The sequence below is a fragment of the Dellaglioa sp. CoH-57-MRSF-20 genome, from assembly GCF_056781955.1.
Genome location: NZ_JBXAXV010000002.1, coordinates 238,208 through 259,838, shown reverse-complemented (window position 1 = coordinate 259,838; position 21,631 = coordinate 238,208). Strand labels below are relative to the sequence as shown.

29 protein-coding genes, 1 tRNA gene, 1 pseudogene and 1 other annotated feature are annotated in these 21,631 nt (G+C 32.7%); of the genes and pseudogenes, 23 read left to right on the top strand and 8 right to left on the bottom strand.

Going from position 1 to position 21,631, the window contains the following annotated elements; translation table 11 throughout:
* The first annotated feature begins 155 nt into the window (after positions 1 to 155).
* The 5 genes from rpmG (at position 156) to AC1RPN_RS03080 (ending at position 2,736) form a co-directional block, all read left to right on the top strand.
* A complete protein-coding gene (gene rpmG, locus AC1RPN_RS03100) occupies positions 156 to 305 on the top strand; it encodes a 50S ribosomal protein L33 (protein ID WP_057973409.1) in 150 nt (49 codons plus the stop codon).
* 110 nt (positions 306 to 415) lie between these two features.
* The gene (locus AC1RPN_RS03095; protein ID WP_481761227.1) at positions 416 to 1,090 is read left to right on the top strand and encodes a rhomboid family intramembrane serine protease; all 675 of its coding nucleotides are present in this window, start codon (positions 416 to 418) and stop codon (positions 1,088 to 1,090) included.
* A 20-nt stretch (positions 1,091 to 1,110) separates the two neighbouring features.
* On the top strand, positions 1,111 to 1,311 hold the full coding sequence (locus AC1RPN_RS03090) for a YqgQ family protein (protein WP_409022657.1): 201 nt from the start codon (positions 1,111 to 1,113) through the stop codon (positions 1,309 to 1,311).
* A gap of 31 nt (positions 1,312 to 1,342) precedes the next feature.
* A complete protein-coding gene (locus AC1RPN_RS03085) occupies positions 1,343 to 2,308 on the top strand; it encodes an ROK family glucokinase (protein WP_481761402.1) in 966 nt (321 codons plus the stop codon).
* 20 nt (positions 2,309 to 2,328) lie between these two features.
* Positions 2,329 to 2,736 carry a rhodanese-like domain-containing protein gene (locus AC1RPN_RS03080; RefSeq protein WP_481761228.1) on the top strand — a complete coding sequence of 136 codons (408 nt, stop codon included), beginning with the start codon at positions 2,329 to 2,331 and terminating at the stop codon, positions 2,734 to 2,736.
* 47 nt (positions 2,737 to 2,783) lie between these two features.
* Here AC1RPN_RS03080 and AC1RPN_RS03075 read toward each other — a convergent pair whose 3' ends face one another.
* Positions 2,784 to 2,960, bottom strand: a complete 177-nt coding sequence (locus AC1RPN_RS03075) for a DUF3042 family protein (protein ID WP_409022655.1) — start codon at positions 2,958 to 2,960, stop codon at positions 2,784 to 2,786.
* A 126-nt stretch (positions 2,961 to 3,086) separates the two neighbouring features.
* On the opposite strand from AC1RPN_RS03075, the gene AC1RPN_RS03070 reads away from it, so the two are divergent.
* The 8 genes from AC1RPN_RS03070 to AC1RPN_RS03035 all read left to right on the top strand — a co-directional run bounded on the left by AC1RPN_RS03070 (position 3,087) and on the right by AC1RPN_RS03035 (position 10,452).
* Positions 3,087 to 3,824, top strand: a complete 738-nt coding sequence (locus AC1RPN_RS03070; RefSeq protein WP_481761229.1) for a glycerophosphodiester phosphodiesterase — start codon at positions 3,087 to 3,089, stop codon at positions 3,822 to 3,824.
* A gap of 2 nt (positions 3,825 to 3,826) precedes the next feature.
* Positions 3,827 to 4,759, top strand: a complete 933-nt coding sequence (miaA, locus tag AC1RPN_RS03065) for a tRNA (adenosine(37)-N6)-dimethylallyltransferase MiaA (RefSeq protein WP_481761230.1) — start codon at positions 3,827 to 3,829, stop codon at positions 4,757 to 4,759.
* Positions 4,760 to 4,771: 12 nt separating this feature from the next.
* Entirely contained in the window at positions 4,772 to 6,025 is a 1,254-nt protein-coding gene (locus tag AC1RPN_RS03060) for a methionine gamma-lyase family protein (protein ID WP_481761231.1), read from the top strand.
* 100 nt (positions 6,026 to 6,125) lie between these two features.
* Positions 6,126 to 6,515 carry a MerR family transcriptional regulator gene (locus tag AC1RPN_RS03055; RefSeq protein ID WP_481761232.1) on the top strand — a complete coding sequence of 130 codons (390 nt, stop codon included), beginning with the start codon at positions 6,126 to 6,128 and terminating at the stop codon, positions 6,513 to 6,515.
* Positions 6,516 to 6,540: 25 nt separating this feature from the next.
* On the top strand, positions 6,541 to 7,884 hold the full coding sequence (glnA, locus tag AC1RPN_RS03050; RefSeq protein WP_409022650.1) for a type I glutamate--ammonia ligase: 1,344 nt from the start codon (positions 6,541 to 6,543) through the stop codon (positions 7,882 to 7,884).
* Positions 7,885 to 8,035: 151 nt separating this feature from the next.
* The gene (locus tag AC1RPN_RS03045; protein ID WP_481761233.1) at positions 8,036 to 8,920 is read left to right on the top strand and encodes an exonuclease SbcC; all 885 of its coding nucleotides are present in this window, start codon (positions 8,036 to 8,038) and stop codon (positions 8,918 to 8,920) included.
* The gene (locus AC1RPN_RS03040) at positions 8,920 to 9,852 is read left to right on the top strand and encodes a hypothetical protein (protein ID WP_481761234.1); all 933 of its coding nucleotides are present in this window, start codon (positions 8,920 to 8,922) and stop codon (positions 9,850 to 9,852) included. The genes AC1RPN_RS03045 and AC1RPN_RS03040 overlap by 1 nt, the downstream gene beginning before the upstream one ends.
* 57 nt (positions 9,853 to 9,909) lie before the next feature.
* Positions 9,910 to 10,452 (top strand): dUTP diphosphatase, encoded by a 543-nt coding sequence (locus AC1RPN_RS03035; protein WP_481761235.1) that lies wholly within the window; start codon positions 9,910 to 9,912, stop codon positions 10,450 to 10,452.
* 278 nt (positions 10,453 to 10,730) lie between these two features.
* Here the strand turns inward: AC1RPN_RS03035 and AC1RPN_RS03030 are convergent, their stop codons facing one another.
* From AC1RPN_RS03030 to AC1RPN_RS03020, 3 genes are all read right to left on the bottom strand, one after another.
* Positions 10,731 to 11,000, bottom strand: a complete 270-nt coding sequence (locus tag AC1RPN_RS03030; RefSeq protein WP_481762174.1) for a hypothetical protein — start codon at positions 10,998 to 11,000, stop codon at positions 10,731 to 10,733.
* A gap of 144 nt (positions 11,001 to 11,144) precedes the next feature.
* Positions 11,145 to 11,516, bottom strand: a complete 372-nt coding sequence (locus AC1RPN_RS03025) for a transporter (RefSeq protein WP_409022645.1) — start codon at positions 11,514 to 11,516, stop codon at positions 11,145 to 11,147.
* 77 nt (positions 11,517 to 11,593) lie between these two features.
* Positions 11,594 to 11,860 carry a SemiSWEET family transporter gene (locus AC1RPN_RS03020; protein WP_481761237.1) on the bottom strand — a complete coding sequence of 89 codons (267 nt, stop codon included), beginning with the start codon at positions 11,858 to 11,860 and terminating at the stop codon, positions 11,594 to 11,596.
* Between the two features lie 1,280 nt (positions 11,861 to 13,140).
* Between AC1RPN_RS03020 and AC1RPN_RS03015 the strand changes: the two genes are divergently transcribed.
* Entirely contained in the window at positions 13,141 to 14,115 is a 975-nt protein-coding gene (locus AC1RPN_RS03015) for a hypothetical protein (protein WP_481761239.1), read from the top strand.
* 8 nt (positions 14,116 to 14,123) lie between these two features.
* Complete coding sequence (locus AC1RPN_RS03010) at positions 14,124 to 14,687, top strand: hypothetical protein (protein ID WP_481761240.1); 564 nt, start codon at positions 14,124 to 14,126, stop codon at positions 14,685 to 14,687.
* A 22-nt stretch (positions 14,688 to 14,709) separates the two neighbouring features.
* On the opposite strand, the pseudogene AC1RPN_RS03005 reads toward AC1RPN_RS03010, so the two are convergent.
* The 4 genes and pseudogenes from AC1RPN_RS03005 to AC1RPN_RS02990 form a co-directional block, all read right to left on the bottom strand.
* A pseudogene (locus AC1RPN_RS03005) lies at positions 14,710 to 15,303 on the bottom strand (IS3 family transposase); the annotation flags it as partial.
* Between the two features lie 116 nt (positions 15,304 to 15,419).
* Positions 15,420 to 15,701 (bottom strand): putative quinol monooxygenase, encoded by a 282-nt coding sequence (locus AC1RPN_RS03000; protein ID WP_481761241.1) that lies wholly within the window; start codon positions 15,699 to 15,701, stop codon positions 15,420 to 15,422.
* 119 nt (positions 15,702 to 15,820) lie between these two features.
* On the bottom strand, positions 15,821 to 16,525 hold the full coding sequence (locus AC1RPN_RS02995; RefSeq protein ID WP_481761242.1) for a DUF4352 domain-containing protein: 705 nt from the start codon (positions 16,523 to 16,525) through the stop codon (positions 15,821 to 15,823).
* Between the two features lie 407 nt (positions 16,526 to 16,932).
* Positions 16,933 to 17,006, bottom strand: a tRNA-Arg gene (locus AC1RPN_RS02990).
* 176 nt (positions 17,007 to 17,182) lie between these two features.
* On the opposite strand from AC1RPN_RS02990, the gene AC1RPN_RS02985 reads away from it, so the two are divergent.
* The 8 genes from AC1RPN_RS02985 (at position 17,183) to nusB (ending at position 21,616) form a co-directional block, all read left to right on the top strand.
* A complete protein-coding gene (locus tag AC1RPN_RS02985; RefSeq protein ID WP_409022635.1) occupies positions 17,183 to 17,815 on the top strand; it encodes a TetR/AcrR family transcriptional regulator in 633 nt (210 codons plus the stop codon).
* A gap of 53 nt (positions 17,816 to 17,868) precedes the next feature.
* Positions 17,869 to 17,954, top strand: a sequence feature (ribosomal protein L21 leader region).
* Positions 17,955 to 17,972: 18 nt separating this feature from the next.
* Positions 17,973 to 18,281, top strand: coding sequence for a 50S ribosomal protein L21 (gene rplU, locus AC1RPN_RS02980; protein ID WP_409022634.1), 309 nt, complete (start codon positions 17,973 to 17,975; stop codon positions 18,279 to 18,281).
* Between the two features lie 21 nt (positions 18,282 to 18,302).
* Positions 18,303 to 18,632, top strand: a complete 330-nt coding sequence (locus tag AC1RPN_RS02975; protein ID WP_409022633.1) for a ribosomal-processing cysteine protease Prp — start codon at positions 18,303 to 18,305, stop codon at positions 18,630 to 18,632.
* A gap of 23 nt (positions 18,633 to 18,655) precedes the next feature.
* On the top strand, positions 18,656 to 18,943 hold the full coding sequence (gene rpmA, locus AC1RPN_RS02970) for a 50S ribosomal protein L27 (protein WP_083478911.1): 288 nt from the start codon (positions 18,656 to 18,658) through the stop codon (positions 18,941 to 18,943).
* 72 nt (positions 18,944 to 19,015) lie between these two features.
* Complete coding sequence (locus AC1RPN_RS02965) at positions 19,016 to 20,077, top strand: M24 family metallopeptidase (protein WP_481761243.1); 1,062 nt, start codon at positions 19,016 to 19,018, stop codon at positions 20,075 to 20,077.
* A gap of 81 nt (positions 20,078 to 20,158) precedes the next feature.
* Positions 20,159 to 20,719, top strand: coding sequence for an elongation factor P (efp, locus tag AC1RPN_RS02960; protein WP_409022631.1), 561 nt, complete (start codon positions 20,159 to 20,161; stop codon positions 20,717 to 20,719).
* Positions 20,720 to 20,738: 19 nt separating this feature from the next.
* On the top strand, positions 20,739 to 21,170 hold the full coding sequence (locus AC1RPN_RS02955; RefSeq protein ID WP_409022630.1) for an Asp23/Gls24 family envelope stress response protein: 432 nt from the start codon (positions 20,739 to 20,741) through the stop codon (positions 21,168 to 21,170).
* A gap of 8 nt (positions 21,171 to 21,178) precedes the next feature.
* Complete coding sequence (nusB, locus tag AC1RPN_RS02950; RefSeq protein WP_409022798.1) at positions 21,179 to 21,616, top strand: transcription antitermination factor NusB; 438 nt, start codon at positions 21,179 to 21,181, stop codon at positions 21,614 to 21,616.
* The last annotated feature ends 15 nt before the right edge of the window (positions 21,617 to 21,631 follow it).

Here is a 21,631-nt window from a genome sequence, read left to right as displayed (position 1 = left end):
AAGTCATCTAATACCTGATTTTATTGCTGTAAAGTAAATTTCCTTAACAAATAAAAAAAAACACTAGCGTTTACTTATTAATAATGATATTATATAAGACGTTAAAGACTAATTGTCTTATGAAATTATGAAGAAATATATGGAGGGTTGCAACCATGCGTGTACACATTACATTAGAATGTACGGAATGTCATGAACGGACATACCTATCAAGTAAAAACAAACGTAATAATCCAGATCGTGTTGAGCTTAATAAATTTTGCCCACGTGATCGTAAGGTTACTTTACATCGCGAAACAAAATAACAACGGGAATTTTCCTGTTGTTTTTTTGTTTTAAATAACTTTTATACTAGTTGAAATAAAATCTTGTAAACGTTATTTTGTAAATTTTTATATGAAATAAGGAGCTATCTATGAATTTGGCAAAATACAAAAATACACCATTTATGACGTACTTTTTTATTGGATTATCAGCAATTGTTTTCATCGCAATGACACTTGCTGGTGGTAGTCAAGACACAAATGTATTAATTGAATTTGGCGCTAAATATAATCCACTGATCATGGACGGCGAGTGGTGGCGATTATTTAATCCCATATTTTTACATATTGGATTTGAACATATTGTCCTTAATATGGTTACATTGTATTTTATTGGTATCCAAATTGAGATGTTATTTGGTCATTGGCGTTTTACAGGCATTTATTTGCTTGCTGGAATTGCTGGCAATATTGCAAGTTTCACGTTCAGTCCAGATACTATTTCGGCAGGCGCTAGTGGTGCTATTTTTGGTTTATTTGGGGCATTCCTAATGTTAGGTGATAATTTTAGAAAAAGTGCCTATTTTAGACAAATGTCGCAGCAATTTTTACTATTCATTGTGTTAAATCTTGCGTTTGGGTTTATGTCGTCAAGTACAGATAATGCAGCTCATATTGGCGGTATTTTATCTGGATTCTTAATCGCAACGACTGTAGGCGCACCAAGATTGGCACGAATCAGTCATATTAAACAGATAGCTGCATTCGTTATTTTAATTATTATCAATTTAATTCTGATTAAAATTGGAATTTCTAATAGTATCTAGTTTAAGGTGGTGACCGTTAATTGAAAAATTTGTATGATGTCCAACAACTATTGAAACAATTTGGTGTGTACGTTTATGTTGGTAAACGTATGTGGGATATTGAATTAATGGCATTGGAATTAGATAATTTACATCGATCAGGAGTGATTGATGACAAAATCTATGCTAGAGCTAAAATTGTACTATCTCATGAACATCGAGTTGAAGAACAAAATAATTGAGAGTGTAAGTGGAGGAATTTGAATAATGGTAATTGAAAAAAAATTAATTGGTGTCGACTTAGGTGGCACAACAGTTAAATTCGCTATTTTAACTGAAACAGGCGATATTCAACAAAAATGGAGTATTGAAACAAACGTTCTTGATGAAGGCTCACATATTGTGCCAGATATCATTGCTTCAATTAATCACCATATCAGACTATTTGATATGACTGCTGATCAATTCGTTGGAATTGGTATGGGCTCACCAGGTACAGTAAATCGTGCAGATGGAACTGTTATTGGTGCATATAATTTGAACTGGAAAACATTGCAAAATGTTCAAGCAGATATTGAATCCGGTACACAAATTCCATTTGCTATTGATAATGACGCCAACGTTGCTGCTTTAGGTGAACGTTGGAAAGGCGCTGGCGAAAATGATGATGAAGTTGCCTTCATCACGCTTGGAACTGGTGTTGGTGGCGGTATTATCGCTAACGGTGCATTATTACATGGTGTTGCTGGTGCTGGTGGCGAAGTTGGACATATTACAGTTGAACCTAATGGCTACATGTGTACTTGTGGTAAGCATGGTTGTTTAGAACAATATGCTTCAGCTACTGGTGTTGTACGTGTAGCTCGTGATATGGCTGAAGAGTTTGCTGGCCAATCAAAATTAAAAGAAATGTTAGATGACGGACAAGAAATTACATCTAAATTAGTTTTTGATTTAGCTAAAGAGAATGATGTTTTAGGTAAAATGGTCGTTGATAAGGTATCGTATTATCTTGGACTAGCTTGTGGTAACTTAGGTAATATGTTAAATCCAGCATATATTGTTATCGGTGGCGGTGTTTCTGCTGCTGGAACGTTCCTATTAGATCAAGTTACTAAATACTTTAAACAATTTTCATTCCCAACAGTTCGTTCATCAACATCATTAAAATTAGCACAATTAGGAAATGAAGCTGGCGTTATTGGTGCCGCTTCACTTGCTCGTCAGTTTATTAAATAATAATTGAGGGGAGAACTAGTATGATTTTAGGAGCAGTAAAGGTTAGTTTAATAATTAATATCATTTTGATTATTATTTTAGTTGGGTTAGCTGGTAACCAATTTTATCTTTGGTATATGGGTCGCCGTGCAGCTAAATTAGTAACAAATGAAGAATTTAATGAAGGTATGCGTAAGGCGCAAGTTGTTGATTTACGTGAAAAAAGTGAATTTGATGCTTCTCATATTATGGGAGCAAGAAATATTCCCTATTCTCAATTTAAAACAGCGATTGGTGGTTTAAGAAAAGATTTACCTCTTTACTTATATGACCAAGGTAAATCGATTAGTACTCGAGCAGCCTATAAATTACACAAACAAGGCTATACAGATATTACTATTTTGAAAACAGGTTTTTCAAAATGGGATGGTAGAACAAAAAAACGCTAAAAAGAAAAAGCATTGAGGAATGAAAATTCTTCAATGCTTTTATTAGTTTATGAATGGTGTGATGAACGGCTCTTACGTGTTGCACGTTTACGGTTTTCTTCAATCATTTGTTCTTTTTCTTCGATGGGTGCAACAACAGTTTTTTTAAAGGCAAAGACGCTACCAACTAATGCGCCTACAGTTGCAGCAGTTCCGACTAAGAAACCTTTTGAAAAGTTTTTCATTATGTAGACCTCCTTATTCATTTGACATCTTTATTATGACTTATTCAATCTAAAATTGCCACTAAAAGCACCGCTATTTTACGATTAATGATATAATAATTTTTGAAAGTTAGGGGTGACTTGTATATGCAGACCAAAATTTATGCGCATCGCGGAAGTAAGGGAACCAGACCAGAAAATACGTTAGTTAGTTTTCAGGCCGCAATAGATGCAGGAGCCGACGGCATTGAGACTGATGTTCAGTTGTCTAAAGATGGTGAACTAATCATTATGCATGATGAAAAAATTGATAGGACCACAAATTTAACAGGTAAGGTAGTAAATCTGACACTAGCGGAATTAAAAAAAGCAGATGCAGGAATTAAATTCAGTTCTGACTATCAAGGTGAACAAATTCCAACATTAAAAGAAGTAATTGAGTTGTTAAAAGATAACAACTTTAAAGGCACTTTTAATTTAGAATTAAAAACGAATCATATAGAATACCAAGGTATAGAAGAACTTGTAAATAAACAAATGGAACAATTACCATCAGATATTCATCTTTTGTATTCTAGTTTTAATCCAAACTCAATTCGTAGAATGCAAAAAATTAATCCTGATGCAGAATTCGCGAGTTTATTCCAATTTAAAATTAAAGAGTCGCGTCAATTGGCTAAGCATCATTTAATCACTAGCTTACACCCTGATGTGACCTGGCTGAGAGAACGACATGGCTTATTTTGGCCAAAGCTACTGATTCGCCCTTGGACAGTTAATTCAGTTAAGGATATGACTTATTGTTTTAAAAAGAAATATGATGCCATTTTTACAGATTTTCCTGCAAAAGCAATAGAAGTACGAAAAGATATTCAAGGAGATTAGAAATGACGCAAAAAGTATTGTTAATTGTTGGGCCAACTGCAGTTGGTAAAACTGATTTATCGATAAAATTAGCAAAAAAATTTAATGGTGAGATTATTTCAGGCGATTCTATGCAAGTTTACCGGAAATTAGATATAGGGACGGCTAAAATTACAGAAGATGAGATGGATGGAATTCCACATTATTTAATTAATCACAAGAATAGTGATGAACGTTATTCAGTCGCTGATTTTACAGTCGAAAGTCGCGCAGCAATTAGTGATATTGCCTCTAGAGGGAAATTACCAATAATTGTTGGTGGGACCGGATTTTATTTACAGGCATTACTTGATAATTTTCAATTGGGAACAGATAATGACGACGATTTAAATTTAAGAAAAGAATTACAAGAACGTAGTGAAAAAATCGGTCCTGAGGCACTTTGGCAAGAATTAGAAAGCTTAGATCCAAATGCAGCATTAAAAATTCCAGTTAATAATACGCTACGAGTAATCAGGGCATTAGAGGTTATTAAAAAATCAAATCAATTGTTTTCGGCGCAAGCGGATCAAAAAACGGATGAGTTTAACCCCTTTATTATTGGGTTATCGACTGATAGGTCAGTGCTATATGATCGGATTAATCGTCGAGTTGACCTTATGATTGGTTCCGGGCTGATTGATGAAGCAAAATGGCTTTTTAACCAAAAAACCAATGATTTACCAGCTAGTAAAGGTATTGGATATAAAGAGCTATATGCTTATTTTGAAGAAAAACAATCACTTGATGAAGCGACAGAGTTAATAAAACGCAACTCAAGGCGTTACGCAAAACGACAATTAACTTGGTTTAGAAATAAAATGGCAGTTAACTGGTTTGATTTAATCGAGCATCCGGAACAACTAAGTAAAATAGAAATACAAATAGTGGATTGGTTAAAAGGACAAAAGTCATAAGGAGAAGAATATATGCAAAAATGGATAGATAATTTATCACAGGAGTTAGCAAATGTTGTAGGAGAAGTTGATACTCAAATTGAACCAAGACTAAAAGAAATTGATGAACAGGTTTTGTTTAACCAACAAAAAGTCTTGGAAGCTTTTAAGAAAAATAATGTTTCTGAAACATATTTTGCCGGATCAACAGGATATGGATACGACGATATCGGCCGCGATGGACTTGATCGTATCTATGCAGATGTTTTCAAAACAGAAGCGGCAATGGTGAGACCACAAATTGTTTCAGGAACGCATTCAATTTCAACAGCCCTTTTTGGTATGTTACGACCAGGGGACGATTTATTATATATTACTGGGATGCCATACGATACGATTCAGGAAGTTATTGGTATTTCTGGAACGGGTATTGGTTCAATGAAAGAATATGGTATCGGGTTTGATTACGTCCCATTAACGGCTGACAATCATATGGATTCTAATGGTTTAAAAGAAAAGTTAACGGATAAGGTTAAAGTTGTTGCAATCCAACGTTCTCGTGGGTATGCAACTAGAGATAGTTTTATGGTATCTGAAATTGCTGAGATGATTAAAGAAGTTCGTAAAATTTCAAAAGATGTGATTATTTTTATCGATAACTGCTATGGTGAATTTTCTGAAACAATTGAACCAACAGAGGTAGGTGCTGATATCATGTCAGGGTCACTAATTAAAAATGCTGGTGGTGGTTTAGCTAAAACGGGTGGTTACATCGTTGGACGTGCTGATTTAATTGAAAAAGCTGGTTACCGCCTAACAACACCTGGTACTGGTAATGAAGAGGGCGCCACCTTAAATGTTATGAGAGATTTTATTCAAGGGTTCTTTTTAGCACCTCATGTAACAGGTGAGGCAATTAAAGGTGCTATCTATACGAGTGCATTACTTGAAAAAATGGGATTAGATGTGTCACCAAAATGGGATGCACCAAGAACTGATCTCATTCAAACGGTTAACTTTGGTAAACCAGAACCAATGGTTAAGTTTGCTCAAGCTATCCAACGTGAATCTCCCGTTGATGCATATGTTGAACCAAAACCAAGTGATATGGCTGGTTATGAAGATAAAGTTATTATGGCTGCGGGTACTTTTGTTGAAGGTGCTAGTGTCGAATTGTCAGCTGATGGTCCAATAAGAGAACCTTATACGCTTTATGTTCAGGGTGGGTTAACGTATGCGCATGTTAAGTTAGCAGTTACAGCTGCAGTTGAAAAAACATTCTATTGAACAATCGACTGTAAGCTATGTTATAAAATCTAACATTGTACGTTGACAGTCATTTATTTCCTTGTTACTATAAGGATGTAATTAAAAAGGAGGCTTGTTTATGAAAGAGAAGGAACTCAGACGATCATTAGCGGTATTACCAATTGGAACGGTAATGAAATTAACGGACTTAACGGCTCGTCAAATTCGTTATTATGAGGAGCAGGAGTTAATTATGCCCCAAAGAAATGATGGTAATCGCAGAATGTATTCACTGAATGATATTGATAAGTTATTTGAAATTAAAGATTATTTAGATGAAGGCATGAATATGGTTGGCATTAAAGAAATTTATTTTGAAAAGGAAGCACAGGCTAAAAAGCAACGCAAATTGTTAGAAAAGCCTTTGACAGATAATGATGTTAGACATATTTTTCAAAATGAATTTCTTTCAGTTAGTGGACTTAAAAATCCTGACGATCCTTCTTTTAACACAAACAAGCGTCTATAAATTATAAATACTGAGGAGAGATAAAATGGCAAAAGCTGCATACACTAAAGATGACATTGTTACAATGGCAAAAAAAGAGAACGTTAAATTTTTAAGACTTATGTTTACAGATTTATTCGGAATTATTAAGAACGTGGAAGTTCCGATTAGCCAACTAGACAAATTATTAGAAAACAAATTAATGTTCGATGGTTCTTCAATCGACGGATTCGTTCGAATCGAAGAAAGTGATATGTACTTATACCCAGATTTATCAACTTGGATGATTTTCCCATGGGAACATGAACATGGAAAAATTGCGCGTATTATTTGTGAAGTTTATAACGCTGAACGTAAACCATTCCAAGGTGATCCAAGAAATAACCTTATCCGTGTCTTAAAAGAAATGAATGATTTAGGGTTTACTGAATTTAATATTGGACCTGAACCAGAATTTTTCTTATTTAAATTAGACCCTATAACGGGAAAACCTACAACACAATTAAACGATAAAGGTAGCTATTTTGATTTAGCACCAGTTGATTTAGGTGAAAATTGTCGTCGAGATATCGTGTTAGAACTTGAAAACATGGGTTTTGATGTTGAAGCTTCTCATCATGAAGTAGCACCTGGCCAACATGAAATTGATTTTAAATACGCAGATGCTTTACAAGCCTGTGATAACATCCAAACATTTAAATTAGTCGTTAAAACGGTAGCTAGAAAACATGGTCTACATGCGACATTTATGCCAAAACCATTGAATGGAATTAATGGTTCAGGGATGCATATTAATATGTCATTATTTCATAAAGATGGTAATGCATTCTTTGATGAAAAAGATAAGATGCAATTATCTGAAGATGCCTACCACTTCTTAGGTGGTTTATTACAACATGCACGTGGTTACACAGCAATTACTAATCCAACAGTTAACTCATATAAACGTCTTGTCCCTGGATTTGAGGCACCTGTTTATGTTGCTTGGTCTGGACGTAACCGATCGCCATTAGTTCGTGTACCAATGGCTCGTGGGTTATCAACTCGATTAGAGTTAAGAAGTGTTGATGCAACTGCTAATCCTTATCTTGTTATTGCGGCTATTTTAGAAGCAGGACTTGATGGACTTAGAAATAAAGTTGTACCACCTGCATCTGTTGATAGAAATATTTACGTAATGAACCGTCAAGAACGCCAAGATAATCATATTAGTGACTTACCATCGACACTACACAATGCCATTAAAGCATTGGAAAAAGATGATATCATGGAAAAAGCAATGGGTCCTCATTTATATCCAAGCTTTATTGAAGCCAAAAAATTAGAATGGGCTGCTTACCGTCAAGAAGTTTCTGAATGGGAAAGAGATCAATATTTAGAACTTTATTAAAAAAAGTGTAATAAAGGTTTGAAATGACTAACTAAATGATTGATAATGAAACTAGGACAAGTAAAATTGTTTTAGTTTTTTTGATTATGCAAAGAAAAATCACAATACATAGTAAAAAAAATAATCATTAAATATGAATAAGGGGTAAACTATGATAAAAGACAATCAATTTAATTTATCGGATCACAGTGAAGCTACAAACAATATCGAACGCACTCTATCTAAAAAAGTTGAGTACTTAAATCAACTTAGAGAGGCGATTAAACAAGAAGATGATCGATTAGTTTATCAACTCATTAACCAATCTCGTTACGCACAACTAGTGTTAAAGAAAAGAAGCGTTTCGGAATCTGCCATTCAAGAAGAGTTGGTCATTAAAGATTATCCACAAATTCAACAATATTTAAGTTTGAAACTTATCTCATATTTACGTGATACGTATCCATTCTTCTATTTTGAAGAAATGGAAGTTGGAAAATTCAAAATTCATTTTGGTAATTGGTGGGATCGAAAAGAATTTGGCTATTTAGACGTTTTAAATGTTGAATTTAAATTTGATGAAGAAGAACTAGCTAAATTAGCTAAGTCTTTTGAATTGGAAGAAACGAATAAACGTGTTAATACAGATAAAATTAATCAAATATCAATTCAAAATAAAGAACGTCAAGAATTAGTTGATTCTCAGGATGAACGTGACGCTGAAAAAGACAAAATTCGCGAAGATATGAAACGTAATTCACAAGAAAAAGGGCGTCCTTGGGATGCTGGACGTATTCGTGAAGAACGTCGCGTGTTAAAAGAAAGATTAACAGAGTTAACTGAGATGGATGAAAAAGCCAGCAGTGCATATCAAGATATTAAATCAAGTGAGACTGATGTTTTAAGTTTAGCCAAAGAAGATACGTTGATTGGTTATGAAAGACAAAGTGTTATTGGTATATTTGGTGATTTTGAAAAATTCACTAAACAAAATGATGCCTTATATTACAGTTATTTATCTCACTTAATTAGTCAAAAAGGACAGGTGACTGAATAATGGCTGAAAAAGAAAAGCAGTTAGTTTCTACAAAATCGCGTTTAGTAAACTTTAATGAACAAATTAAATTAAGTCTGAACAATGGGATTAAATTTACGGAAACATTAGATGTTTTAATGAATACCCAGGATAAAGTTGAGTTGATTGATGCCGCAATGAGTTTGATGGGTTATCAACTTGACACTAATTATTTAACATTCCCGCAAAAATATAGTGCTGCAGATTATTGTTTACTCTTCTTTAACCGTTTAATGGACTTGCATGATAATGAAACGGCTATTTTACACTTCTCAGAGCCTAGAAAAGCACTTGTCCATGAAATACCTGGGATTAATGTCGTAGATAGTTTTTCCTTTAAAATTGATGATAATGATGGCGCTTATTATGTTGCACAAGAATCAGGAGAATCTTTATTTTATTTAAATTTACGTAAAAGAATGATTCGAATTAATAGTACAGCTATTACAAATGTCTTAATTGTTAGTTACTTGGAAAAATTAGACGCAAAATCGATTAAATATCTTGAAATGATGTTAATTGATTTTGCGACGTATTTAAAAGAAGATTATGGATTTAGCGTTGATCTTAATCTATTGGATTCAGGTAATCCAGCAAGATACGAATTGTCTGAAGATATACTTAAACGAAGTGTTATCGATGAATTATTTGTACTTGCTTCAGAAAATGAGTTAATGGTTGAAGCAGGCGCAAATAATAGTGCTGTTTTAAAATTAGCTAAATCTGAAATAACAATTTATGATCAACAACAAATGGGTGAGAGTGATAATGAAAAATGGGTCGTTGCTGTTATGGATGCTGCCCAAGAAATTTCATGGTTCGATATTTTGTTGAATGAACCTTTCATTAGAAATTGGTACTTGAATAATATAAATGAATTAAGTATTAAATCAGATCCCTTGATTTTTAAATAATAAAAAAATGTCTGTCCGTTAGTTACTAGTGGGCAGATTTTTTTGGAGGAAAATTTAGTGAACTTAACAGATATGATCCAAATGGAACGAAGCTTTGATCGGGATGTTATTCAAGATAAAAAAATTAGATGGAGTCCTGAAGAGAGATTGTTTAACGCCTATGTGAGCTTGGATGTTGAACTATCAGAATTAGCCAACACGGTTGAATGGTTTAAAGTCTGGAAAGAAAATCGTGGACAAAAAATGGAAAAAGGCAAAACGCATGAAGAGACAGTACTCTCAGAATATGTTGATGCAATGAGTTTCTTTTTTAATATTGCCAATCAAAATAAATGGACCTATTTATTATTAATTAGTGACGAAGAGATGGATGATTTTGCAAAAAAGCCTATGACAATGTCATTGAATAAAGTCTTTTTATCGTTAAAATTAATGATTTCTAAAAGTTTATTTAGTCATAAATTAGAAGATTTTAAACATGCTTGGCATCTTTTTATTAAATTCGGGTTAGTTGATTTAAAATTGTCTTGGAATGATATTGAAAATGAATTTGTTAAAAAAAATATGGAAAATATTGAAAGACAAGAAAATAATTATTAATTAAAACAGTCTTAAATTGGAGCTAACCAATAATATTGGACAAAAATTTAAGCAGGTTACTGAATTTTAAGAGCTTGGTATCGTATTATTAGTAATTAATTTACAACTGAGCGTCGTAAATAAGGAATCATTAATAATTCGTATTTTAAATTTTAATAAAGAAAAGCCTTCGACATTGGATTTTTGTCCAATATTGAAGGCTTTTTTGTGTTAATAACTGAATAACAGTTTTTATTTGAATGAGACTAATCTCTTTTAAAATTAACTTAAGTAAAAAATCAAGAACCAGTATCAAAATTAAAATCAGCACCATCTTCAGATTCATGAATATGAACGTCTTTAGCAGACGAAGTACTATCATTAATATCAAAGCTCTCAGAAGAAGATGTCTTCTTAGTAGATGATGAAGATTCTTTAGAAGAATCTTTGGCCTTAGAAGATGAGGCCTTTGTGTTGGATGATGCAGACGACTGTTGAGAAGAAGAGCTATTTTTGTTAGAACTGGAATCAGAATTATAACTATATTCGCAAGCAGACAATAGTAGCATTGATACGCTTAGAACCCCTAGTAAGCTAATAAATTTTTTCATTTTAAATCCCCCAATATTTTTATGGTGCAAAGCGAGCAGTAGGAATCGCACCTACTAAAAGTATCTATACGCTCGTTAGAAATTTATGTTAAATTTTGTTTATTAGTGCTTAGCAGGAGCTTGTTTGAGTGTGAAAACTGCTGCAATGATTAATAAAATAAATGTAGGAAGGGCAAAAACCATTGATAAAAGAAATAAACCGCAACCAATAATACCAAGAACATGGCCAGTAATAGAGATATCAGCTTTTCTTGATTGAACAAGTGCAACAATGTGAAGAATAAGGCCAATTCCTAGCATAATATAAAAGAAAATAGCTGTACCGCTAGTTAAGGTTGATGTTCCAGAGACAGCGTGTGATGTTACAGTAGATTTATTGATACCAGTTAAAATAACGATAAGCCAAGAAAAGGCTACTAATATAGTATTTATGATATCGAAAGTACCTGCTGCAGTGTTAATTTTTAGTTTCATGAAGAATTCCCCCGTATGGAGCTTTTAACGTGATTCCCTATCTGCACGTAAGTATTCTATTTTATGTATATGATATTTTATAAGGCAGTGAAGAAAGCGATGGCGCCTAGAAAGATACCCGGTACGTTTGCAAAGAATATAGGCCAGTCTTTATTTTTACCACATACGCCATAGACAGTCCAAAATATGCAATTAATACAGGCAACCAAGGGCTGAACAGGATTACCCTGGCTACCATTAAGGTTGGAAATGATTTGTGGGATGTATGAGACATACATTAAGATAGATAAAATACTTGCAAACTTCCCGATTTTTTCTAGAGTGCTATCATTTAATAATTTCATTCTAATTCCTCCAAACTTTTTTATGCCTCTCTATAATAACTAATTATCAGTTATTCTACAAATTATAACAACTGGGAGTAGGTAAAAATGTTTGGTGTTGGTGAAAATAAACTTGTGGATGATTTTTATTATTAAAATGCATCAAAATTTTCTTGGGTGATAAATTAATTATTTAAATGAAGGCTAGGTATTTGTTTAGGTTAATATCTTACTAATTCAGAACTGTTATTGTAAACTCAGTATTTTGTTTTTAACTAATACTGACTATTTATGAAATTGCTGGATCTGAATAGCAAAGCTATAGAATGTTGAATAAATGATATTTAAATAGTGGTACATTCAGTAGAAACTATAGGACTAATAGTTTCTGTTAACAGATGACTACGTATCAAAAAAATTTACAGGGATGAGTTAATGCGTTGCTCTAATCAGAATGACGTTCCTCAGATGATTATCAAATTTAACAATAATTTTTCTTATAAAGGTAGCGCAGTTATTGATACTATTCATGAGTTGACCATTTAGGAGAAGAATGAAGTAATCAGAGAAATTACACTACTTGAGTTTCATTAATGATTTAGATAACATAAAACCCACTTAGTAAGGTGACTTATACATACAACTATTACTCTGACTGGCAATGATTATAACAAACGTAAAGGGGGAAATGCTATATCTTCATTTAACGAACTATTCCCACAAGTCAATGAAAAATCTACAATTAATAAGGTTAAACGTTTTTTTAAAGTATGGTTACCAAAAATGCAGAGATATAGTCAGAAGGATATTAGCGGAATTAAGTCGCCAATTATCATGGATATGCCTAAAAAGTACCTCAGGGAACAATCAACACGAAGAGACCATAACTAAACGTATCTATGCTGAGCAAGTTATTAATAATGTTCTAGTAGCTTTAAAGAGTTGTGACACTATTAGTAGAAAAATATTAATAGATGTCTATATTGCAGAAGATAATAAATAAAATGATATTGAAATGGATGATTTAGGATATGAAAAGACGAGATACAGTTTTTACAAGAATCGAGCATGCTTACAGTTTGCTGATTCATTCTTAATTGAAGACTTACATGATTTCAAAAAGTGAACATTTAGTGAACAAATTGAAGTGATTAATCTGTTATATTAGTAATATGATATTTTGATATCAGTTATTAATCTCTAATCCAAATATTTATACACACATGAGAAAGGTATTGTTTACCTGTCTTTTTTATTGTTTAATAATAGAGCGAGTATAAATTATTTGGAGGAGTAACTATTTGGACAATTATTATGTATTTAAATTAAATTTAGCACCAAATATAATTAGAACTTACGTTGAAAGAAAATCAGAAGGTTGGAAACAGCTTAAACATAATGTAATAAAGGATGATCTAACTAATAGTTTTGGAATACCTAATGGATTTGAAAGGGGAACATATTTAAATTTTATTTTTAAGGATACTGATGTTAAAGAAGAATTATCCAAATCTATAGAATATACAGAATTTGTTGCTCAATCTAAAAAAATAGAAGAGGAATATTTTGCTGTTATAGAAAACTATGAAAAAAATTCGGGCATTTTATGGACAAAAGAATTTTTGGGCGTTACAAAAGTTGAAATGAGAACAAAAATGGACAAATTACTTAAAAAATATCCATTTTTAAAAGAATCATTAGATGATGTTTTAGAAGATGATATAATAGGCAACTTAAAAGGGTACGGACGTTACGGACATGGTCGTAAAATGATGCTAGAGGCTAGAAAAATAATACGGTATATTCAGGATAAAGAATATATAAATGCTGGAGTGAATTTTTTTTATGAATTGGAAACTGAAAAAATTTTAATTTCTACTAATGACAAAAGTTTGAAAGAAGCTATTAGTATGTCTGAAAGAATAGAATCATTTATAAATACAGCAGAAAATACCAATATGGGTGCTGTATCAGTTAATGCAGTTCAAGATAGCGTTAGCATTAAGCAAGATTATGCAAGAGTAACAGTACATCTTGTCTATCCTAATGGTGCCCAGCAAGTTGAAGATAGGGACCTTGCTAGTCGAAAACGTATAAATGCTGAAGATGTGAAAAAAATATATAGTGCCCCTAGAGGAGAAAAAGTAAATACAGTAGAGTTAAGTAAACAATTGGGTGAAGATGCTAAGCGAGGATACCTTAAATCGATAAAACATAGGGCAATGAGTATAATGAAAATTGTACCTGTAATAGTTAATAAAAATTTTCATAAATAGGTGATAGTATGGTAGATAATAAATCATTGATGAGAGCATTATGGACTTCAAAACGAGCAACTATATGCAATATATACTCTAAAATTGGAATTTCGATAAATGTAATATTTACAATAATATATTTATTTTTTCCGGATATTATTAATGTTAATTATGAAGTTTCAAGCTTATTGGGTATTTCTGTTACCGGATTATCTTTTACATTCGCATTATTTGTTGCGGTTAAAAGTATCTTTGATATAGATAATTTAGGACACATATATTTAGTTTCTAAAACAGATACTCAATTAAAAAACGTATTTGTTGAAATATTCACACCATTTATGTGGACTTCATTTTTATGGCTAACCATAGTTGGAATATCAATTAGTACTATGTTAATATCATTTGAAACCTTTATTGATTTTGAAGTAATTTTGTATTTGAAAGGAATAGTTTTAATTTTAGTATTTACGGCGTCTTTGAATATTTTTGGGCTTATTTTAGACATCATCCGAGATACTCAAAAAAAGGCTATAGAGGCTGGAGAAGAAGAAGCTGAGTCAATAATAAAAAATAATAAAATGAAGTGAACCCTAAATATTGGACGAAGCTTTATGCAGCATTCTGGGTTATAAAAATTCGGTGTTCAACCGGGCTTTTACAACCCAATTTTATTTTAATTCGTGAAAAATTATAGTCATTTATCCAAACCGGTACTTGTGAAACTAGTGTTTCATATGTATCGGTTTCTTTTTGATAGAAAGCTTCAGCTTTCATAATATGGAAAAAGCTTTCCATGGCAGCGTTATCTAAACATGTTGCTTTACGTGACATACTCTGAAAAATACGATATTTTTTGAGAATAGTAACCCAATTTTTGTGTTGATATTGGAATCCTTGGTCAGAATGAATCGTCGTTCGATAATTTAAATCTTTTGGGATTTTTGCAATTGCTTGTTTCAAAACCTTTGTTGTAAATTTAACTGTTGGATGTTTACTAATCTGATGACTTAGAATTTTGCCTGAAAACAGATCATAAATACAGGTGAAATGGGCCCGTTCATCGATTGTTTCGTCACCCCAACGGACTTCTGTAACATCTGTTGCTAGTTTTTGATAAGGTCGGTCCGAAAAGAAACGGCGATTAATCAGGTTTTTAGAAACGGTACCAACTTTTCCTTTATACGAGTTGTATTTGCGTGTCTGGCTGAAATTGAAGTAGCTCCCATAAATTAAATCTCCTTAAATTTTTAAAATTTTGTAGCAATACGACCAATGAGCCTTGCACTCATAGCCAGCTTAACTGGTGGTCGAAAGGGTAGTTAGGCGTCCATTACAATAACTTGTAATTCTTCAGTTACAAATTGATTGATGCCTGCTAAAAATTCTTTAAAATAAGTTGTTTCATTGTGGAAGTTAACTGCGTCTTGGTCTTGCCAATGCTCAATTATTGCATAACGATTGTTGGCACCTAATTGTTTAAAATGATTGTATGAAATATTACCAGATTCTTTTTTTGATTGCGTCACTAGAGGATCAATAAAATGTTCATATTCTGTAATACAATTTTCATTAACAACTAAACTAACATTAAAAACTTTCATGATAATATTCTCCTTTTTAGCTTTTAACGTGATTCCTATGCACGTAGATAAACAAAAACGAGCAGCAGGAGTTGCACCTGCTTGAAGTATCTATACACTCGTTAAAATTAGTTAAATATTTATTCCCAAGTTGAGTCCCCGTAAGTGACAGAGAACGGACCAGCATTAGAAGTTGTAAAGTATAATGTCATTACAGCTTTTTTTCCGGCAGCTATTGAATTTGGAATATTACCAGAGTAAGTCTCTGAATTAAATTCCCCAATAGTATCATCACTATCATAGACGTCAAACTTTTGACCATTGAAATCTAGTGGACCTGTACCATTATTTTGAACGGTTACTTTAACAGCAACTTGTGTATCACCGGATTTAACATCATTTAAAGGAACTGACGTTTCTTTTTCAGCAGAGTCAACGGTTATCTTTGAGTCGTCAGTTAAATCTACAGAATCGCCAAAAGATGAAGTAGATTCTGAATCGGATTCATCATCAGTGTATGACTCATCGTCAGATTCTGAATCAGATTCAGATTCATCGTCAACATATGAATCATCATCGTCATCATAACTAGAATCATCATCTGATTCTGACGAGTCACTAGCACTTGACGATCTAAAATTAGACGATGAACGCGCTGACGAATCTTTATCAGATGTTACCGACATCACGCTAAAAGAAATAATTGATATGCCTAAACCGGCAATCAATAAAATTAGTGGTATTAAATTAGAAGCTTTATTACCCCAAGCTACAATAAACCAAGTTACACCTGTAAAAAAAACAACTAAACCAATAAGAAAAATAATTGTAAATGTAGTACTCATGAATATATTTCCTCCGAAATCTATATCTCTACTCCTAGAAATATGATAAAATTATTTGTTAATATATTTATACCCTCTAACTTGCTACCAACAGGTTAGGGGATTTTTTAATAGTTTTATTTCAAACAATTTACTAAAGCTTAAGTAATTGCTTGATATTTTTAACGTGTTTTCCAGTAATACAATATAAAGCGTTGCCAACAGCCTTACCGACAGAAAATGCTTTCTTATCGCCTGATATTTTAATACTTTAGTAGATTTATTGATAAAAATATCCATGCAACAAATATGCAACAAATGTTTTGAGCATTCTATCCTTTATAGTCTGTTTTCACCTAAATAAAAAAATAGGAACGCCCGTTTAAAGGCATTCCTATTTTTATAAATCGGTCTAGAATGGATATCTATGACTCGGGTGAGATTCGAACTCACGACCGTCCGCTTAGAAGGCGGATGCTCTATCCAGCTGAGCTACCGAGTCATAACAACATTTAATAGTATATGATAAAATACTGGTACTTGTCAATGGAAATTGGTAGAACTCTTATAAATTATCAAAAACATGAATGAAAGTTTTGATGAAATGTTCTATAATAAGAAAGTAATAGACATAAATGGAGATAAAGACTATTTAATTATGAATAAAGAGGTTGAAAAATGGTTGATTCTAATGATCCACGGGTAAAGAGAACAAGACAAAATTTAAAAAAATCATTAGTTGTACTCATGAAACATTACAAAGTTGAAAATATTAGCGTTCAAAAGATTACTCAGGAAGCAAATGTCACTCGAGGAACATTCTATCTGCATTATCATGACAAACAAGATTTTATTAATCGGGCAATGGATGAAATTTTAGATGACTTTTTTGATTACATTATGATTATGTCAAAACAATCACCAGATAAAGCGTACGTTTATTCGAAACCAGTTGAAGTTTGTTGTTTAAATCGGGTGTTTAACTACTTACAAGATGAATCAATGATGTTTGGCGTACTTTTAAATAGTCAAGAAGATGTCGCTTTTTCTGATAAAGTATATGATAGACTAGTTATCTACTTAAATAACTTTAGAGAACAGTTAGCAGGCGATTTTGAAGTATCTAAGATACCAAACGAGTTACAAGTATCCTATGTTGCATCAGCGCACCTAGGCTTCATTAAACGTTGGTTACGAGACGATATGATCTACACACCGCACTACGTTGCTAAGGTTTTAAAAGAAATTACTGGCGTTGATACAAGTAACGGAGTCAATTTAACAAACTTTTTTGTTGAAAATGATGGATAACGTTGACTTAAGAAGTTACATTTGATATTATAATAACGTTGTATTTGTGAACACCACAACTGCAACCGCACGTTTTAAGTTTTTAAGCGTCAGGTTGTCTAAATCTGATCACTAAATTACGGCGAGTCTAAGTAATCTATAAGGAGGTGTAATACACATGTACGCAATTATTAAAACAGGTGGCAAACAACTTAAAGTTGAAGCCGGAGAAGCTATTTACATTGAAAAATTATCAGCAGAAGCTGGTGAAAAAGTTACATTTGATGAAATTGTTTTAGTTGGTGGCGAAAAAACCGTTATTGGTGCTCCTTTTGTTAAAGGTGCTACAGTAACTGGTACTGTTGAAAAACAAGGCCGTGAAAAGAAAGTTGTTACTTTCAAATACAAACCTAAGAAACATTCTCATACAAAACAAGGTCATCGTCAACCATATACTAAGGTTGTTATCGATGCTATTAACGCATAATTTTGAAAGTAGGCTACTAGTATGATACGTGCAGTTATTTCTCGGAGAGATGCCAAAATCATCGATGCGTTTGAAATAACAGGGCATGCTGATTCTGGTGAATATGGTCAAGATATTGTGTGTGCTGCGGTTTCGGTATTGACTATCAATACAGTTAATAGTTTGACCGAACTTGCTAAACTTAATCCTGATGTTGAGATGGATGAAGATAATGGTGGATTAATGAAAGTTAAACTATCAGAATCTGAGTTAAACGATGCTACAGGACAGTTATTTTTAGAAAGTTTAGTTTTAGGACTACAGTCAATTGAGCAAAACTATCAAGATTACATTAAATTAACACTTAAATAATAAGACTATAACAAGGAGGTGCATTGATTATGTTAATGAATTTACAATTTTTCTCACATAAAAAAGGTGGGGGTTCTACTTCTAATGGCCGTGATTCTGTCGGTAGACGTTTAGGCTCAAAAAGAGCTGACGGACAAGAAGTAACAGGTGGTTCAATTCTTTATCGTCAACGTGGAACACGTATTTATCCTGGTGTTAACGTTGGTAAAGGTGGAGATGATACTTTGTTTGCTAAAGTCGATGGTATCGTTCGCTTCGAACGTAAAGGCCGCGATAAGAAACAAGTCTCTGTATACCCTGTAGCTGAATAATAATAACTCAAAGGAAACCTCTTCATTTTATGATAGAGATTTCCTTTTTTTGTACATAAAAGGAGTGTTTAAATGAATTTTGATAGAATTAAACAATTACAATCAACTTTTGAGAAACTCTCGATTGATGCATTTCTAGTGACGGATACGACAAACATATTTTATTTAAGTGGTTTTGAAGGTGATGGTGTATTGTTAATTACTGATACACAACAATTTTTAATCACTGACCTAAGATTTGAATTGGCACTAGAAAATCATGATAAAAAATTAGAAATAAAATTTACGCGTGATTATCTGGGTGCTGTATCTGACATAATTAGTGAAAAAGGATTAACAGTTATGGGATTTGAATCATCAATATCATTTTTAGAGTATGATCAATTAGATGAAATCCTTGTTAGTGATTTGGTGCCATTTACTAATATTGTTGACGAATTACGACGTGTTAAAGATAAGGATGAGCAGATAAAATTAATAAAAGCAGGAAAATTAGCTGATGAAGCTTTCAATTATATTGTGTCGACGATTGAAGTTGGTCAAACAGAAATTGAAATTGCTAATCGGCTAGATAGTTATATCAAAAATTTAGGTACTATGAGTGAATCTTTTGAAACAATTGTAGCAAGCGGTATTCATTCAACATGGCCACATGCAACGGTTTCAAAACGAAAGATTCAAGACCAGGATCTGATTACGATAGATTTTGGCTATTATTACGAGAACTATACATTTGATGTCACAAGGACCATCGCCGTGGGATCGATATCTGATGAATTAAAACATATCTACGAGTCTGTTTTAACGACACAAGAACGAGTGATTTCATTAATTAAACCGGGAATAAAATTAAGTGAATTAGCTAGAGTTGCTAATGAAACAATCGCCGATGCAGGATATGGTAAATATTTTAATCATGGGATTGGGCATGGAATTGGCCTATCAATTCATGAATTACCTAATATTAAATTGGATGATTCAAACAGTGTTTTGCAAGCAGGCGACGTCATTACAATTGAACCAGGGATTTATGTACCAAACCTTAGTGGGGTTCGAATTGAGGATGATATTTTAGTGACTGAGAATGGCTATCAAATGTTAACGAATTCTTCTAAAAAATTAATGATAATATAGACTTTAACTTGCTTTTATATGTCCATTATTGCTATTATTAGAACTATGAGATACACGAGATAGTAGGAGGAATATTATATTATGATGTCCGTTAATGAATTTAAAAATGGTGTTACAATCGAAGTTGATGGTGATTTATGGCGTGTTGTTGAATTTCAACATGTTAAACCGGGTAAAGGTTCTGCTTTTGTTCGATCAAAACTAAAGAATCTCCGTACAGGTGCTGCTCAAGAAAAAACATTCCGTGCTGGTGAAAAAGTTCAAAAAGCACAAATTGATAATAAAAAAATGCAATATCTTTATGCTGATGGTAACAACTATGTATTTATGGATATGGATACATATGAACAATTAGAATTACCAGAAGAACGCGTGCATGAACAATTAAATTATTTGAAAGAAAACTTAATTGTTAATGTTATTATGTTTGGCACTGAAACACTTGGTGTTGACGTTCCTAATACAGTTGAATTAAAAGTAGCATCAACTGAAGCGGGTATTAAAGGTAATACACAATCTGGTGGAACTAAACCTGCTGTTCTTGAAACAGGATTAGTTGTACAAGTGCCATTCTTCGTTAATGAAGATGAAATGTTAATTATTAATACACAAGATGGCACATATATTTCCAGAGCACAATAAATCGACGGAGGTTAAACTTATGGCTGAAGAAACAAATATTGTTTTAAAAAGTACTGAACCTTCTTTGGGTGACATTAAGATTGCACCTGAAGTTATTGAAATTATTGTTGGAATTGCTGCTAACCAAATTGATGGTGTTTACTCAATGCGTGGGACAATTGCTAAAAATTTAACTGAATTATTTGGCCGTAAAAAGTCACTGGGTAAGGGTGTTAAACTTGATTTAACAGATGACCAGTTGAATATTGATGTTTTTGTTTACCTTGATTACGGTGTATCTGTTCCTAAGGTTGCATTAGTGATGCAAGAAAAGATTAAACAACAATTACTATTTATGACAGGTTTAGAAATTATTGAAGTAAATGTTCATGTTGAAGGGGTTATTCCTGAAAAGGAAGCCGATAAGATAGATACTGACGATTTATTTTCAGAAAAAGATGGTGAAAATTAGTGAGTGTAATAGTAACTAGACATACGATTCGCGAAAAAGCATTTCAAGCATTATTTGCGTTAAATTCTAACCCAGATGGTGATAGAGAGGCTATTTATCGTGAATTGTTAGAAGTTCCTGATGAAGAGTCGGCTGTAATTCCACCTTATTTAGAAGCATTAGTTTCAGGTGTTAGTGATAAACAAGCTGAGATAGATTCTGTTATTGAAGAAAATCTAACATCACGCTGGAAACTATCACGCTTAAACAATACGGATTTAATTATTTTGAGATTAGCTATTTACGAAATGAAATACGTAGATGATGTTCCTGCTAAGGTAGCATTGAATGAAGCTTTAGAAATTGCTAAAGAATTTAGTGATGATGAATCAAGAAAATTTGTTAATGGTGTGTTAGATCCAGTTGTTGAAAAAATGCCTGTTGATATTGAAAAAACAAATGAATAATAATGATTGAGAAGT